We start from the raw sequence: 15,726 nt of genomic DNA, 5'->3' as shown, positions 1-15,726 counted from the left end.
AAGGAAAATGACATTGCAGACGGGAGTGCGATGTTTCGGGGCCCCGGCCCTGCCGGGGATCCTTTTCGTGGCCAGTCCTGGCCACCATAAACCCTGTGCTAGTTCACGTCGATATTGACCAGTTGATCCAGCACCTGCAGTAGCCTGGCACACGGATAGGTTGACCAGACCGGCAACAACGTGGCCAGCGTAACGGCCTGGGCGGCCAGCATCAGCCGACGCGGCAAAGGCCCCTGCTCATAGTGCTTGACGGTCCGCAGCGAAACACCCAGATAATCCGCGGTCTGTTTTTGCGTCCAGCCCAGCGAACCCCGCCAGGCCTTCATACCTGCAGAAGGCATAACAAGCGATACCACGCCTCTGGACTGGGGTGTTGTCTGGTCATGGCGCGTCAGCGCCTGCAGTTGCAAGACGATTTGCGGTGGGTCCATCCGGAGCAAATCGGGGAGCAGGCGGATCAACATCAGTGTCTGGATCCCCAGACGCGCCGATCGGGACACGCCACTATTTTCATAGGTTCGGTAAGTCCGTTCTGACACCCCCAGAGCATGAGCTGCATCCTCTTGCCGCCAATGGCTACCAGGACGTAGCGAACGCGCCTCAGACAGCGTAAAATATTGACCGGCACGCCATAATCTCAATTCAAAAACATCCATGCATTGCCATTCCTTCTAAAAAACAGGCAATTTATGCACCCTGAAACGCGATAACAAACACATAATCCGGCAATAATTGCCCCCTTAGAGCAATTTACCCAGTTTCTTGCGCGCCTCTCCCAGGGGAGCCAATTCGCTCGGCTGTTGAACAGGTTCGACCGGAACCACCGATCGACAATCCTCACCGGACAACGCCGTAATCACGTCGCGGATCGCCGCCATATCGGGTTTCCAGCCGGTTGTCTGGCTGACCAGGTTGACCAGCTGCTCGCTGGTCAACTGGCCGTTATACATCGTGGCCAGCAACACCGGTAACCGTGGGTCGAGCTGATGTAATGCCGCCGTTGTGATGATGGCATTACGCAGGAAATCCCCGCGTACTCGCTGCGAAATGGATTCAACCACATCCAGGGCATGGCGATCGGCTTCGCAGTCCAGCTGCAAATAGCTGGTAAATTTACGGCGGGTATCACTGCTGTTATCGCTCACGGTTATCCCTCTTGTTTATACAATGCCATTTCACTCGCCAGCGCCATTTGCGGGCTTTCGACCAGCGTTATACGCTCTGCCGGCAGTTTCCAGGCTTTTCTTACCGCAGATTCTATCAGCGGAGCGCCCCCACCGACCAGCCAAACCCGGTTAACGTGGCGGAATCGCGCCAGTTCGTTCACCACACGATCGCCAAGCCGGGTGATACCGTGCTCTATCGCGGCGATAACGTCATCAACCCGGGAAGCATCATTAATCAGCTGTGACAAAAAGGCGCGATCATGGCGGCGTTGGATCACCGTATCCGCCACATAGGCGCTCGTATCGCTGTCCGCCATACGCAGCGCCGTCAGCGCGGCCTGCGTCACCATCGAAACACCCAGGGTGGGATTACCGTGGATCGCCGTCACATCGTCGAACTGCCCGACAATGACTCCGGCATCGAGCGTCGTACCGCCCAAATCGATAACCAGGGACGTTTCCAGCGGCCCGACATTCTCCCGCACCAGGGGAGAAAACACCGCAGGCAGGGATTCAGGCATCACTTCAACAGCCGCCACGGTAAAGGCCTCCCCCTTGTTCAACGTCACAGGTCGAAGCAGGTTGTCGATTTTTCGCTGAATATTAACCGTGTTTTTCTGACAATCTTCGGTATAAAACTCACTGATCGGCAATGTGACGGTCAGCTTTACCGCTTGTGGCTCCACGCCACTGTTTAGCAAGGCATGATGCACCGCCAGGAGATTGGTATCACCGTACTGATACTCAATGTGGGTCGTGCTGATCGCCTGTTGGCTGACATCGTCAAAGGTATACTTCACGCCATCAACGAGATAGTTGAACGTGCGACGGCTGCCGATACCATCGATTTTCCATCCCTGACGGAAAGAATTGGGTGACAAGGTCGTGCGTAAATCCCCCGCCACATACCAGGCCAGTTTCACATTGGTAGAGCCATCATCACAGCAAATATGCATTTCACACCCCTTTAGTTACTCAATTTGAGTATCATTATAAGAAAAACATAGACCACATCAAGATATAGTTACTCATTTTGAGTAAAATAAAATACTCAATATGAGTTTGTTATGTACTCACCCGCGTCGTTACGCATCAAACTGAGTCACTTTATGATTGAAGACCCCCCTACTGACTCCATTGATACTCAGCATGAGTATCAATGGAGTTTTGTCGCGCCGCAGTGCTGTCATTAACGCGAACCGGGCAACACTCTTAACCCACCGACGTCATACAGAACTCGGTTTGCGTAATGAGAAATTCAAGATGACCTTGTTTCTCGAGCAGGTGGTCAAAGGTCGGATCGTCCGACGGGAGACGCTCCATAAAGTCGTCCCCACCACATATCCGGCAGGCGTCATCAAACACGTCGCCACTGTCACGGGTCGTCGGATCCAACCCTTCGGCATAGGCCAATAACCGCTTTCCTTTGGTACGCGCTGCCGCCATCAAATACACCCCTTCATCTTTGACCAGCAGCACATCACACCCCTGTTGGCGTGCTTGCGTGATCACCTCAAATGTCTTTTTACCTTTGAAACAAATCTTGTTATTCATAGAGATATCCAATTTTTTAATGGGCGACATTCACCGCCCTGATGATTATTTGTAGACTTCGGCGATGACGGTGGTCAGTGCATTCTGGTTCGACAACGGCTCCAGACGAGCACTCAGCAGGACCAGTTCTGTTGCCAGTAAGCTGGCGGCAACGCTGAGATGTTGATCATGCTGTTTTCGACTATTGATGTAGCTCAGCAGGGCGAATGCAGCATCCGGGTGACTTGCCTCCATCGCGGTAAACCCGGTGGTTTCCGCGTCAAAGTGCCCCATCGCTGTCAGTAATACTGCCTGTCGCCATAACGGAAAATCGGCATAAACACCGGCGGTGTGCAGGTGTTGTCCAAGGTGGAAGAGATCGGCCATCAAATCGCTGAAAACCGAGGTGACATCGCGATCATCGCCCGGGCATCGTTCCAGGAACGCCAATACGGCTTCCGCCACCCCAGAGACGCGGACCAAAGTGGCCTCCGTCGCCTCATCCTGCAGCGTACTGCTCGTAGGGTTGGTGGCCAGTTCGGCCAGAACTTCTTTCAATAATTTCGTCATAAACCCTCCCGTTTCGACTTCTTTCTGGTGTATACCCCTTTTGGCTTTTTGCCGGCGCGGGGTGACTGGCGCCGTGACAACATGACCGGGACGGGGTATCAGCTGACGATGCAAGGGCGGGACCGCAAGCCGCACGCGCAAGCGAATGACCACCGGGAGAGAGTGCGAACGGGTGAGGATACCGGCGAAGCGAACCCTTGTGACGGCGGCGCCCCGGCCCAGGGTCAGTCACGGGGACGGACGCCTTGCGCGTAGCCAGGGCTAAGGGGATACACCAGAAAGGGCCAGGCTTTTTTGCCTGGCGGCATCAGCGAACGACCGCACAAGCGGTCGGGCAGTGAAAGCGGCGCAGGCGACAGCCTGCTGCAAGCGATGGGTGCATTGGTTCCTGCCGGCTCAACGCCGGTTGGAACCAACAGGGCGGCAAAAACAGAGAAAAAGGGGCCATGCCCCCCTTTCCCTTAAACAGCGTGTAACACCGCCTTGAATTTCGTGATCATATCAACCAGGCGAAGTCGTTCGCTCCAGTCGTTGGCGTAATACACCGGGGTATGCCTGACTTTAAACATTTTCATCGTCAACGTATTTCCGGTATAGACCGAGGCCGGTAATCCCAAGAGCGCAAGCTGGATAAAACACATATCCGCAGCCAAAGGATCGATATCTGTACAACGGATATAAAGCGCTTGTTGCGGGTTATACCCTTTAGAGAGCAGGTGTTCAGCAGCGGCGATCACCATGCCGCCCGAACCACTGGCAGGTTCATCCAACGTGATAAACGGGCGATGTTCCAGCTCTTTAACATGGTCCCCGAGTGTCAGGGCGGCAATGAGTCGTGAGACTTCGCACGGCGTGAAGAATTGCCCCATCGACGACGAGCCAAATTCAAGCTCCATAAATATCCCGCCCAGCAGGTCATCCATTCCCCCTTCCATCGCGTCGATTAAGAAACAAAACAGTTGCTGCATCCTCTGCAGATCAACAGCCTCGTATCGCTTACAAATCTGAACCGCTTCTTCCCTGCCCTCCTCTGACCGTACTCGCACCAAATCGAGTTCATTAGCAGCCAGGCGAATGAAGTCGCGGAAAACATCGAGACGACGGTGATAGGTCGCAATAACAGAGAACGTTTTGATGAATTGTTTTCTGGCTTCGCGTGGCGTCATACGCGGCGCACATTGAACCGGGGTTTCGGGGGCTAACAGTGCATCGAAGGAAAGTTGGTTGCTCATGGTGTGACTCCCTTGGGAGGCAAGAACTCATTTTCTCGCCATGGCGCAAAAACAAGGCTCGCCAGTCAGGGATGTGGCAGGTACGACGGCCGAAGCCGCATGCGTAAACGAGTGGAACAACGTGAAAGGAGTGCGAACGGGTGATGCCGGCGGCGCCAGCGAATACTTGCCACAGACCAGCGCGAGGCTAGATTAAGCGCGGCGAAACATGAGATCTCGCGCACCATCACACAACAATTAAAGTAATATCATTTTAATATCATAATAATCCAATAAAACAGGCTTGACACACAAACCCAAAAGACTATTATTTAAACCTCATTTCACTATCAAAGTAATATTAAAAAAAGGTAGAAACGATATGATTATAACAGTAGGAAACACCAAGGGCGGGGTAGGCAAAACCACTTTGGCAGTAAACATCGCTGCAGCACGAGCACAACAGGGTCGAGATGTATTATTGATAGATGGGGATCGACAAGGCACGGCTCAAATCGCTGTTGGCATAAGGGCAAATGATGATTCGCTGCCAGGTATCGCCTGTGTGTCTTATCCCGAAGGACCCATCCTTCGTGCTCAAGTGCTCCAGCAAAAGATGAAATATGATGACATCATCATTGATGCAGGTGGCAGGGACTCCACAGCGTTACGTGCTGCTTTAGTGCTATCCGATGCACTGTTGGTTCCATACCGTCCTGGAAGCTTCGACGTTTGGGCTCTTGAAGACATATCTGCACTGATCAAAGAAGCGCGGAGTGTGAGAGATGGGTTGAACGTTTTCGCTATTATCAACGCTGCCGACTCCAATCCACACTCGATTGATAATCGAGAGGCAGCAGAAGTGATTGCAGACTTCCCAGAACTGACACTAATCCCCAAACATATTGTGGCGCGTAAAGCGTGGTCGAATGGGGCAGCATCAGGGAAATGTACGCTTGAAATGAAACCAAGGGATCCCAAAGCTGACGCTGACCTGGAAAGATTAATATCAATCTTATTTTCATAGTCATTTAACACCATTTGAATATTAAAGTAATATTAAAAAACGATTAAAGAGGTAATAAATGGCTATTGTAAGACCAACGAAAAAAAACACTACCCCTGCTGAAGACAGCGCGGCAGAAGCCTTTATAAATTCGGCTCCAGATGGCGCGGCAACGCGAAGAAAGGGCGTAGTAAAAGGCAAACGTCAACAGATCACGTTAACGATAGATCCTGAGATTTTGGACCGGCTCGATGTGAAAGCCGCTGAAGATGGCGTGTCTCGGGCTGCACTCATCAACATCGCAATTCGCCAGCTATTGAACCGAGGAGCCACGGTTGGAGGCGGGAGTTAATTAACAATTACTTTAATATTAAAACAATATGTAAGCAGGATTATTTGAATTGCATTTTGGATGGTAATTGAGAGGAATAACCAATGACACACGAAGTTATAGAAAAAATCATTTCACTGGTCGATTACCAAAACATGATTAGTCCTGGTAACCACCCGTCAAAGGGGCAATTCGTTGTCACCGGCACAACCTGTAGCGATAACGCAATACGTCTGGGTTATTGCCTTCAGGTTCGAAAGGGCCGCGGTCAATTCGGCTCTGATATGATTTTTCTACGCCATCCGGACGGGACAATAAACACGCATGAGAATCAGTTTTATCTCAGCATGACAGACGAGCAAACTCTGCTTGCTCGATCGATATTCAGTATCATGCCAGAAAACGAAGATGACTCGCGAGGCTATTGTTGCTGCGGTAAGATCCGCGAAGTCGGGTTCATTGTCGAAAACTCAGGTTCAGTACCAACACCTGATCACCCGTTTGTGATAACGGTCTCTAGTGAAAAAGCTTAACAGAATAGTTAAGCATATCAATACACTCACAGCCAATCAAAACAGGATTATCACAACATCAAAAAAATATCCTTTAGATATCATTTTAATATTAAAGTGATATCTAAAAACGATTCAATTTTGAACGTGAAGCAATAAAACTTTCTCCGCAAAACCCTCGTCCAGCACATAGAAATAACACTCCGGGACGTTAAGTACACGTGCCAGTGCGCACATAGTCGTAAAGGACGGGGTGTAGGTACCACTCTCGTATTGGGAGATCCGCGAACGGGCGGTAGCTTCATCAATACCCGCCAGTACGCCCAGTTTTTCTTGTGTAAGCCCAGCCCGGAGGCGGGCGCTTTTCAGTCGTTGGGGAACCATGGTCTGCCGTCATAGAAAGGATTGACGACATGTTTAGCATCACTTAACATTAGACTTGTTTAGAGTTACTAAACACCGAGACACCAACCATGCAGTACGCCAGGAAACACCAGGGGAAAAAAGGCCGGTCACTTGACCGGCCTGCCTGTTTTTATCTATCGGCCATTCAGCGCTGAGCTTTAAGCATCATCACCGCGTCCGCTTCCGGCATCGAGAATTGCACCCGGTGCCGCGCCGCCACATCCAGCGCAAACACCTTCGTATAGACCTCCGTGGAGCTGAGCGACTTGTGCCCCATCAGCGCTTGCAGCACCTTGAGTGGAATGCCGGCATACAGCATATGCATCGCGTAGCTGTGTCGGAAGGTGTGCGGGGTGATGGGCACCGAGAACGTCACACCATCCTGCGCTGCAGCTTCCACAGCCTCGGCCAGCCAGCTACGTACCGTCCGATCGGTGATCGTCCACAGCCGCGCTTTCTCCATCCGGCCGGTACGGGCGTTGCGGCGCTCCAGCGGAATTTTCAGCGTAGCCACCATGGTCTGTAATTGCGCGACGTACTGCGGATCAGACAGCGGTACCAGGCGGTGTGCTGAGCTGCCGGCCGGGAGCCGACCCGCAGTTCGCGCTGCCTTCTCTACCCGCTGCTTGAGTGTGGCCAGCTGCGCGAACGGGTAGGGCGGTGTCAGCGAAAAGTCTCCCCGCGACAACGCCAGCGCCTCGTTGATCCGCGCACCGGTGTTCCACAGGGTAGCTATCAGCATTTTCCGGTGCAAATCTGGCACATAGTGGAGCAGGGCGCTGATCTCCGGTGCCAGCAGATATTTGGGGAGTTCATCATGAGCAAGGGCCATCTGTCGCAACGCCAGCGCCGCCGGGTAGTCGATGGCGACCGGTAACGGGACGCCCGACACCGGCGATGGTGTGGGCGTCCCAGAGTAGAACGCAGGAACCACTAAACCACTCATGCGTTATTCCTCTCGGCCAGTCGTAGGTTGTTCCTGAACTTCCGCTCTTTGCGCCAGCATTGCCACAGCGTTTTCTGCGGCGACCAGTCGTACCTGTCGAGGCGGGAAGAGGGCATGCCGGTGATCTTGCGCAGACGCTTGGCCAGGAGCAGGGCCCGCAGGCCGAGACGCGCATACTGGTACTGCCTTTCCCGAAAACCCCAGGAATAGTCGGGCGGTGAATCATGGTCAAAGGCGTGATCTATCGCACCGCTGGCTTCAGGCTGAAGAACGTGGAACTCCAACACCCGGTACATGACAGAAGCCGGCAGGGCGCGCCAGTCGCCGGTGACATCACCAAATTCGAGCGGCGGTACTCGGGTGGTCGCACGCCAATACCCGCGTTCATCCGGCTTACCCTCATCCTGGGCGGCCGCTGCACAGGCCTCGGCAAAGTCTTCCAGCTTGAAAACCAGCTCCGTGGCGATGAAATAGCGATCGGCCGCCATTTTCCGCTCAGCAGCGGCCTCCTCCCGTTTGCGTGTATAGTGATGCGTCAGGCTCACACCACTCAGCACCCCCCCGATGGAAGCCACTGCCGTGATGATCTGCGGCCACAGGCCGGCGCTGTCTTTGACGATCTTCACGCCCTCAGTGGCAATAAACCAGTCACCCATGTGTGTTCCTTATTGAGTGTAAAATCCCGTCCGCCATTTTTTACCTGCCTGCCTGAAATTGGTCAGTCGCAACCGAACAGAATGAAATACCTTTTTGCTGTAGCCCCGTCAGTTAGGTCAATCTCTCCAATCTCAACTTCAAAATAAGTTCCTGACTGAGATGCTGACCAGTAGACCATTGACCAGCCATAACTTTCCGGTACACATATTTTCTTGGCAACAATATCTCCGTTTTGATCAAGAATGAGATACTCCTTAAAGGTTTCCTCATCGTCATCGATAAGACGCTTTTTTGAAACAAGCGATACTGTTTTGTGGCCATCAGCGATGAGGGTATCAAACAGCTCCTCTAAACCCATCAGTCATTCCTTTTCAGTGCAATAGTCACTCAGAGTAATTACGGTGTGCAGCAGATCTGACTGCGCACCATCATGCGTCAGTCACCTCTTATAATATTCTTATGCTTATCTTTTCTGTTGTTAATATCACTAGCTTGATAATAAGCAAAGATATAATCCCCAAATTAAATTACCGGATGCCCGTCCCGGCCTGATCCGATTTTTCTTCTATTTCAAACTTTCCGGAAGTGTACCACGGTGCCGAAAGCCGTAAAGCGCCCTTTTTCGCCCCTGCGCGCCGGGTCACGGGGCAGGGGGCAAACACAACATCTAGCAGAAAATGCAGCTGGCAGAGCGGCATATATTGTGTTTCTGCGCCGCTGCGCGTCGGTGGGAGCTGAGAAGATCCGAGACTACCAGAAAACGGATCTGACCGTGAAAAATAAGCAAGTGTACGTACGTGCTGTATTGTATGTACGATATGTATTTATTGTACTGTATGTATTATTTGTATTTTGTGTATTGTAGGATTTTTACGCCAGGAGTACGATGGCGGCATTCCCTGAAAGACCGGAGCCTGACCATGACCCCACTCTCCCCGGACACCGTCCGCCGTATTGAAGACGCCGCCGCGGCCCTGATCGCCGCCGGCACCGCCAACCCGACCAACGAGCAGGTGCGGGCGCACCTCGGCGGCGGCTCCCTGTCCCACATCTCCCCGGTGATGCGCGCGTTCCGCGCCCGCCTGCGCGAACAGCGTGCGGAGCAGGCGCCGGCGCTGCCGGCAGAGCTGATGCAGCTGCTGACCGGCCAACTGGGGCTGCTGTGGCAGGCGGCCGTGAAACAGGCCGACGCCGACACCCTGGCGGCGCGTGAGCAGGCCGACGCCGATATCGCCCAGGCTGACCAGGAGCGCGACGCCGGGCTGGCGACCGTGGCCCGGCTTGAGAGCGAGCTGGCGGTGCTGCGCGAGGTGGTGGCCGAGCGCGATCGCCTGCTGCAGGAGGTGCGCGAGCTGCGTGCCGAGGCCGGGCCGCTGCGGGAGCAGATCGCCCGGCTGACCGCCACCGGCGAGCACCTGGCGACGCAGCTGCAGGACACCAAGGCCGAGCTGAAAGGCGTGCGCGAGGAAACCCGCACCCTGCAGACCGAACTGCTGACGCTGGCGCGCGGCGACGGGAAGGTGAAGCCATGAGAGCGGAAACCGAGGCCCGCGTGAAGGCTTTCCGCCGGGCGCTGGCGCTGGCCGCCGGCGAACGTTCCGGTGAACCGGTACCGCGCCTCTGGCGCAACGATTTGAAGGCCTTCCCGCGCGGCTGCTGTGAGCTGGCCAGCCAGACGCTGATAAAATACCTCAGAGATCACGCCCCAAAACTGTTTCCCTATGTCATCGCCCTGCAGTGGATTGAAAATGGTGACATGCACGGTCACGTCTTTGTCGCCCTGGACGGGGACTACATCGACCTGACGCTGGATCAGTTTCCGGGGCATAAAGAGTGGACTTTTGTGGAGCCTATCGAGTCCGGCGGGATGCTGAGCGCCTTCCTGCAGAAGGTTCGCCGTCTGGAAGGCACGATCACCACGCGTAAAGTGACCCTCGATGTCATTCCGGGTAACGGCCATCAGCTGTATGGCTGGCTGAAAGCCACGGCGGACAGCCTGCTGGCTGCGGCAGGGCAGGAGATGAGTTCGAGCAGTATGCCTTTGCTCGTGTCCACAGAAATCCTTCCCGAGTACCGCGACAGAACGGATAACGATCTCGTCCCCGAGAAGACAACCCAGCAGGCCATGACTCACGAAGGAACAATGACATACTGCTACCGGCCTCGTCAGGTCAGGCTGCGTGAAACCAAAACCATGTGGATCAGTGAATCCGGGCATCGGTTCAGAAAGTCCACCGGTGCCGCAGTCGGCAGTGGCGTCTGGAGTTCACACCGTCTTGATTTAAGCAGCATCTGCGAAATCCGGCCCGATGAATAATCGTCGGGCCGGGTATCACGGATAACAACCATCAAGGAATGACCGTATGCCTTATTATAATGCAGCGGATATGCGGGCAAGAGCCCGTGATACCTGGCACTCAGAATGGATCAGCACACGCGGGTTGAAAGCACGTTTCTGGACAGATAAGGCAATATCTGTGTTTCTCGGCAAGCCTCAGAAAGCGGGCCCGATAATGGCCTGGAAGCGGAAGGACGTGCAGAAGGTCGAGAGTACGCCTGAATTTCAGAATTGGCTGGCAAAGCGGCGTGCATGGCTTGCGGCACATGGCAAATTACCTGGTGAACAACAGCCCAGTGTGTAGTTAGACGTTCTGGTATTTTGTCCAACATAGCTATAAGCAACTACCTAAATTTTGTATCCTCTAAGCTGCGCTGTAAGCAATTAATTCCCATCGTGGCACATGCACAAAGGACGATATATGCAAACGCTAAAGAGCAGACTTGAGACGGTAGTGCATTGTTTTGAAAATGATTTTCGCGGGTTTAAAATCAAAAGCAGCAAGGCCGACGCCATGAAATGGCTCATGCGATTCAATTTACCTTACACGGTTAGAGAAGCTGAACCCGGTAAATATCTACTGCTTAATCGCGAATATAAACCGCTGGGATTTATGGCAGAGGCCGGTGGTCATGGAGCGGAGCACGCTGTTTACGAAGATCATCTTCTTCCAGGTGCTCCGGGGTTACTCGATAGCGATATTTATTTTTATGATGACGGTTCAACCCCGTGGGGAAGCGCGAAAAATTGGACGGCATACCAAAAGGCTGTACTCACATTCCTTGAGAAACTTCCAGGCTGATTGACTCGCCACGGATACTCTAATCAGGCCGCTTCTGCGGCCTTTTTTACGCCTGCAGTTCTAGTAACTCAGGTTTAGAGAGGTGCACTGTCTTCCGACTCTGCCAGAAAACGGATCTGCGCGACGGAAACCAGAAGATTGATATTATTTTATGTTAATGTAAATAAAATCATACTAGATATGATATTTATCACAATCCATATAATCATATCTGATATGATGTTTACTTAATCAGAAACAAATCATTCTAAGTATGATTATTTACTCGACAGGACATTATCAAACGGAGCGTGCAGGATGGATAACGAAGTGACGTTTTCTCTCAGCTATGAGCAGCTGATCAGGGTAGCGGAAGAACATATCCGTGAATGCGAGCTGGACAGCCACGGCGCTAAATACATCAGCGAGTCAGCCAAGGCCGGAGCCGTTCTGAGTTTCTGGTATGAACTGGCCATTAACGGTGCGCCACTGAACAATTACGAACAAACCAAAGCGCTCATTGACGCCGATCAGCAGCGCCTCAGAAAACTCATCTGGCCAGAGACGGATAAGCAATGACTCAGGCGCGACGACCATCGCCGCTGCAGAGGAGTATTTTGATTGTGCTGGCCGCCCTCGATGCGAAACGTCCGGGACCGGTGGCCACGCGGGATATTGAACGGGTGCTGGCGCAGGGCGGGGACACCCCGGTCTACGGCAACAATCTGCGCGGATCCTGTCGCCGGATGGAAGCCGCCGGCTGGCTGCGCACCCTGCGTAACCGGCAGACGCTGCAGCTGGCGGTGGAGCTGACGGACGCGGGCAGGGCGGTGGCCACATCCCTGCTGGCCGGCGAACAGGAACGCATGCTGACCGAACAACGCGCAACAGAAGTAATGGTCCTTCCCCTGGTCCCGGTGAGGCCGTCGGAAAATGCGGGCACCTTCGCAGACGACCGGTTAGTACAACTAGATAACGTCTGGTACATGGCGTGCCGGGGCGATTACGTGGTCCGCCTTGACGGCACCACCTGTCTGCAGCTGTGGAACGCGGCCGGACAGGCTACTCGCCTGGAGGGCGATCCCCTGAAGGTGGCGCAGTGGCTACAGGCCTGCCACGATTCGGGCATAGATATCCGCCTACAGATCAATGAAAGCACCACGCCGGAAGAGGGTATGACTGCCGCCCCCTCGCCAGCTGACCAGACGGACACCTGGTACCGGCAACTGGACACCGCGTTGCAGGAGCTGGGGATCACCGGCCTGACTGACGAGGTGCGGCGGGCTGTTGTGACACCCGGGGAGGCGCTTCGGTCGCAGCCGGCACCGGAGCGCCTGCTGCATATTCTGCGGGAAAGTATGGAGGCGTTTCCGCTCACGGCTGCCTCGTATGAGGAAGACACCGGCGCTGCACTGGATACCCTGCTGGCCCGTACAGGGTTCACGGTCACCCAAGCACAAGAGCTACGGGAGCACCGCATTCGATGGCCACTGATGAGCGAGGAAGCATTCGCTCTAAAAAAAATGATTAAATAAGGAATGCTGGCATGGTGAAATTTTCTTTGCTGGAAAATGCACTGGACTCAGTCGAAACCGGGTTAGCGCACTTTTATCAGGCGGTTCGCGAGAACGACAACCGCGATCACAAGCGCTGCTTGCTTGATCTGTTTCAGGGGGCCGAACTGCTGCTGAAGGCAACGCTGACTCGCTTCGATGACACTCTGATCTTTGATCCTCGCTCGATAAAAAAGGTGTGCGACGATCGCCGTCCTACCGAACAGGAGCTCTATCGCTGCGTGTCGGTGAATATCGCGGAGTTGCGCAGACTGGTGAGCAGCCATTACCCGGAGGCGTTCAGTCCGGACGGGTTGAAGCTACTGAATACACTGGCGCTGGAGCGCAACAAGATCCAGCACTTCGCCATTGAGATAGACCCCGACACCCTGGCCATGTTGCTGCGTGAACTGTACCGGGAAGTCTACAAACCGGCGTTCGCCATTCTGCAGTCGGATGACGCCGACCTGAAGGTGTATGACTCAGATATAAAAGAAAAGATCGTTGAGTTTGAGCGGCAGTTCCTAGACATCGATGTCGAGGGTGAATATCATCTGGCCATGTGTCCGGCCTGCGAAAACTGGTCGCACTTCATTCTGTATCACGGCGAAAGCTACCCCGTTGAAACCTACTGTACCTGCTGCGACTTCAGGCTGGCAGACCTCCTGCCCGAAGATCATCAGCTCTGCCCCGATTGCGGGGCACCCAGCGTTATCTACCTGCCTGAACGTCAAAAGGGGGCTTGTTTGTGGTACAAATGTGACTACAGCAGTTATGACGGATTTTTGACGATGGCGCCCTGTGACTGCGGCGGTTATAAGATTGAAGGGGAGTGCAGGGAATGCGATCGGTAAGGAATAATCTAGAAGATATAATGACGAAAGCCCACCAGAGGTGGGCTTTCAAAAGCGATTTGCCTATAGTGCGTAACGACTAGAACCAGTTAAGGGGAAGAAGGTCACGCAGGCTGACGGAAACTAATTTACACCCCCGTCACTTGCGTGTCAACCGAATCACCCATCAGGAAAGGAAGAACATGCCACAGAATGCCAACTATGCCCCGATCCTACCTCTCATCACCACGCCGAGGCTGAATCACTTCATCACCACCTTTCGGCCAGTACAGGACTGCGAGATTTACGGGGTCTACATCTGGACACAGCACGCGGCCAGTTCGATCTACCCGTTACTGCAGAATCTGGAGATCACGTTACGCAACAGCATCGACCGTGAAGCTAAACGACGGTTTGGCCAGAAATGGTGGGACAATCCGGCCTTACAGTGCCGAAGCCGATTACAAAACACTAATTTCTACAACAAGATAACCCATGCCATCGACAAATTGAACTCAGACTGGGCCCAGGAACAGTGGTTGAAGAAAAACGCCAATCCAGGCAATCCTCCTGTCTGGTCACATGATCAGATCATCGCCGCCACCGATTTCAGCGCCTGGCATTTCATTCTGAAAGATGAATTTGCGGCACCAACCGGCCGTAACTCGGGCAATCATCATAACTTTCTGTGGCCACAGTCTTTCGGACGTTGCTTCAAGAACTATGCAACGTTTTCACGCAGTAGCGGGAATGCGCGTCAGAAACTGCAAAACCGACTCATTGAGCTGAGAAAATACCGTAATCGGCTGTTCCATCATCAGCCTATCTGGGTGAAAGCCCCGAATGTAACTGATGCCGCGACGGCAATTGACACGATCAGGGTGAAGATCAAACGTATCGAGCAGGCTATTAACGCGATTGATCCTGACGTAGAAAATATCATGGCCATTACCGGCCTGTTTTCACACGCTCTACGCATTTGCTCCGTGCAGGAACTGGGGATCTACACGTTCTCACGCGCCCCCCGGCCGCTGACTCGTCGGCAAAAGCGAAGTTTGCGTAATGTGATCTCGGCCAGCTCACAGGAACTTTCCCAAACCTTCGAGTACGGAAAAAAACTCTACAGCCTGCACCCGGCCAGGTAACACGGGAGTTTTCCGTTTCCAGCCTGAGCGCGGTTATGGCGCTAGGGCTGGGGTTGGCCATCCTTCACGCCATGCTGGAGACTAACTGGTCGACAGCCATTACTTAATTTACTTGCGTTCGATTTCGTTCCATTGACTTCAAACCCCGTTATCAGAGAGGAAGCCGTGAGAAAGCCACAGCAGACATTCTGACCGCCGATGCCATCGACCTGCTGGCAATGAAACTACGTACTCAACTTCAGGTTCAACTGCATCTGACTCTGGCCCTGGAGGCAAGTGATTAGACGGGGAAAAGCCAATAACCGCCGCCCTGGTTGAATCGGTACTTTCCCGCCAGCTTGACGATTTGGAGCCGACATTAGCGCGTCATGGTTTTCGACTGAAAGACATGGTGGAGCAGTTTGATGCCAAACCGGCAGAAATCAGGGCCATGTTCAACCATCAGCTCGACCCGGCTCGAACGGCAGAGCTGCGGGATAGGATGTTGGCAGTGGGACTCCCGATATGACATTTTTCATTTGCAGTTATTGTGAGCCCGAGGCAATGGGTGGCGAGCCGTTACAAGTAACAGACTGCAAGCGATCCGGTTAAGCCAGAACAAAACCTTGGTTTAACCTAAGTCATTGATTAATTTAACATAATCAGTATTATCCGCACTTTTTTTGTAGTAGCAAAGTTGTAATGTCCGCTTATGGCTAAGTTAAGATGTCCGGCGTGTATAATCAAGTAAGGATTACCA

Annotated in this window: 20 protein-coding genes and 1 pseudogene; 11 read left to right on the top strand and 10 right to left on the bottom strand. The window is 53.4% G+C overall.

What is annotated here, in order from left to right; translation table 11 throughout:
• Window positions 1–98: 98 nt before the first annotated feature.
• From ACGS9J_RS23020 to ACGS9J_RS22995, 6 genes are all read right to left on the bottom strand, one after another.
• Window positions 99–656, bottom strand: a complete 558-nt coding sequence (locus ACGS9J_RS23020; protein ID WP_129935332.1) for a helix-turn-helix domain-containing protein — start codon at window positions 654–656, stop codon at window positions 99–101.
• Window positions 657–740: 84 nt separating this feature from the next.
• Complete coding sequence (locus ACGS9J_RS23015; RefSeq protein WP_129935331.1) at window positions 741–1,145, bottom strand: plasmid partitioning/stability family protein; 405 nt, start codon at window positions 1,143–1,145, stop codon at window positions 741–743.
• 2 nt (window positions 1,146–1,147) lie between these two features.
• Entirely contained in the window at window positions 1,148–2,122 is a 975-nt protein-coding gene (gene parM / locus ACGS9J_RS23010) for a plasmid segregation protein ParM domain-containing protein (RefSeq protein WP_308317241.1), read from the bottom strand.
• Between the two features lie 256 nt (window positions 2,123–2,378).
• On the bottom strand, window positions 2,379–2,720 hold the full coding sequence (locus ACGS9J_RS23005) for a DUF3085 domain-containing protein (RefSeq protein ID WP_165367280.1): 342 nt from the start codon (window positions 2,718–2,720) through the stop codon (window positions 2,379–2,381).
• A 45-nt stretch (window positions 2,721–2,765) separates the two neighbouring features.
• Entirely contained in the window at window positions 2,766–3,269 is a 504-nt protein-coding gene (locus ACGS9J_RS23000; protein WP_442233031.1) for a hypothetical protein, read from the bottom strand.
• A 461-nt stretch (window positions 3,270–3,730) separates the two neighbouring features.
• Window positions 3,731–4,501: an N-6 DNA methylase gene (locus ACGS9J_RS22995; protein WP_442233030.1), complete on the bottom strand. Its 771-nt coding sequence runs from the start codon at window positions 4,499–4,501 to the stop codon at window positions 3,731–3,733.
• Window positions 4,502–4,862: 361 nt separating this feature from the next.
• On the opposite strand from ACGS9J_RS22995, the gene ACGS9J_RS22990 reads away from it, so the two are divergent.
• The 3 genes from ACGS9J_RS22990 (at window position 4,863) to ACGS9J_RS22980 (ending at window position 6,350) form a co-directional block, all read left to right on the top strand.
• Complete coding sequence (locus ACGS9J_RS22990; protein WP_129935326.1) at window positions 4,863–5,507, top strand: AAA family ATPase; 645 nt, start codon at window positions 4,863–4,865, stop codon at window positions 5,505–5,507.
• A 58-nt stretch (window positions 5,508–5,565) separates the two neighbouring features.
• A complete protein-coding gene (locus tag ACGS9J_RS22985; RefSeq protein ID WP_129935325.1) occupies window positions 5,566–5,838 on the top strand; it encodes a CopG family transcriptional regulator in 273 nt (90 codons plus the stop codon).
• Between the two features lie 83 nt (window positions 5,839–5,921).
• A complete protein-coding gene (locus ACGS9J_RS22980) occupies window positions 5,922–6,350 on the top strand; it encodes a plasmid protein (protein ID WP_442233029.1) in 429 nt (142 codons plus the stop codon).
• A 114-nt stretch (window positions 6,351–6,464) separates the two neighbouring features.
• Here ACGS9J_RS22980 and ACGS9J_RS22975 read toward each other — a convergent pair whose 3' ends face one another.
• The 4 genes from ACGS9J_RS22975 to ACGS9J_RS22960 form a co-directional block, all read right to left on the bottom strand.
• Window positions 6,465–6,713, bottom strand: coding sequence for a helix-turn-helix transcriptional regulator (locus tag ACGS9J_RS22975; RefSeq protein ID WP_129935323.1), 249 nt, complete (start codon window positions 6,711–6,713; stop codon window positions 6,465–6,467).
• A 166-nt stretch (window positions 6,714–6,879) separates the two neighbouring features.
• Window positions 6,880–7,680, bottom strand: a complete 801-nt coding sequence (locus ACGS9J_RS22970; protein ID WP_442233028.1) for a site-specific integrase — start codon at window positions 7,678–7,680, stop codon at window positions 6,880–6,882.
• Complete coding sequence (locus ACGS9J_RS22965; protein ID WP_442233027.1) at window positions 7,677–8,336, bottom strand: hypothetical protein; 660 nt, start codon at window positions 8,334–8,336, stop codon at window positions 7,677–7,679. The genes ACGS9J_RS22970 and ACGS9J_RS22965 overlap by 4 nt, the downstream gene beginning before the upstream one ends.
• Before the next feature lie 62 nt (window positions 8,337–8,398).
• Window positions 8,399–8,695 carry a hypothetical protein gene (locus ACGS9J_RS22960; RefSeq protein ID WP_442233026.1) on the bottom strand — a complete coding sequence of 99 codons (297 nt, stop codon included), beginning with the start codon at window positions 8,693–8,695 and terminating at the stop codon, window positions 8,399–8,401.
• A gap of 562 nt (window positions 8,696–9,257) precedes the next feature.
• Between ACGS9J_RS22960 and ACGS9J_RS22955 the strand changes: the two genes are divergently transcribed.
• The 8 genes and pseudogenes from ACGS9J_RS22955 to ACGS9J_RS22920 all read left to right on the top strand — a co-directional run.
• The gene (locus tag ACGS9J_RS22955) at window positions 9,258–9,869 is read left to right on the top strand and encodes a DNA-binding protein (protein ID WP_442233025.1); all 612 of its coding nucleotides are present in this window, start codon (window positions 9,258–9,260) and stop codon (window positions 9,867–9,869) included.
• Window positions 9,866–10,654, top strand: coding sequence for a hypothetical protein (locus tag ACGS9J_RS22950; protein WP_442233024.1), 789 nt, complete (start codon window positions 9,866–9,868; stop codon window positions 10,652–10,654). Before ACGS9J_RS22955 ends, ACGS9J_RS22950 begins: the two co-directional genes overlap by 4 nt.
• Window positions 10,655–11,096: 442 nt before the next feature.
• Window positions 11,097–11,477, top strand: coding sequence for a hypothetical protein (locus tag ACGS9J_RS22945; protein ID WP_442233023.1), 381 nt, complete (start codon window positions 11,097–11,099; stop codon window positions 11,475–11,477).
• A 297-nt stretch (window positions 11,478–11,774) separates the two neighbouring features.
• Entirely contained in the window at window positions 11,775–12,035 is a 261-nt protein-coding gene (locus ACGS9J_RS22940; RefSeq protein ID WP_442233022.1) for a hypothetical protein, read from the top strand.
• Window positions 12,032–12,991 (top strand): hypothetical protein, encoded by a 960-nt coding sequence (locus ACGS9J_RS22935; protein ID WP_442233021.1) that lies wholly within the window; start codon window positions 12,032–12,034, stop codon window positions 12,989–12,991. Before ACGS9J_RS22940 ends, ACGS9J_RS22935 begins: the two co-directional genes overlap by 4 nt.
• 11 nt (window positions 12,992–13,002) lie before the next feature.
• Window positions 13,003–13,863, top strand: coding sequence for a hypothetical protein (locus tag ACGS9J_RS22930; RefSeq protein ID WP_442233020.1), 861 nt, complete (start codon window positions 13,003–13,005; stop codon window positions 13,861–13,863).
• Window positions 13,864–14,045: 182 nt separating this feature from the next.
• Window positions 14,046–14,987 (top strand): Abi family protein, encoded by a 942-nt coding sequence (locus tag ACGS9J_RS22925; RefSeq protein ID WP_442233019.1) that lies wholly within the window; start codon window positions 14,046–14,048, stop codon window positions 14,985–14,987.
• 182 nt (window positions 14,988–15,169) lie between these two features.
• Window positions 15,170–15,495, top strand: a pseudogene (locus ACGS9J_RS22920) (ExeA family protein); the annotation flags it as partial.
• Window positions 15,496–15,726: the final 231 nt, after the last annotated feature.

This window comes from Serratia quinivorans (genome assembly GCF_052113645.1).
Lineage (GTDB): Bacteria > Pseudomonadota > Gammaproteobacteria > Enterobacterales > Enterobacteriaceae > Serratia > Serratia quinivorans_B.
Note: the sequence above shows the minus strand (reverse complement) of the source record. Positions and strands in the feature narration are given on the sequence as shown.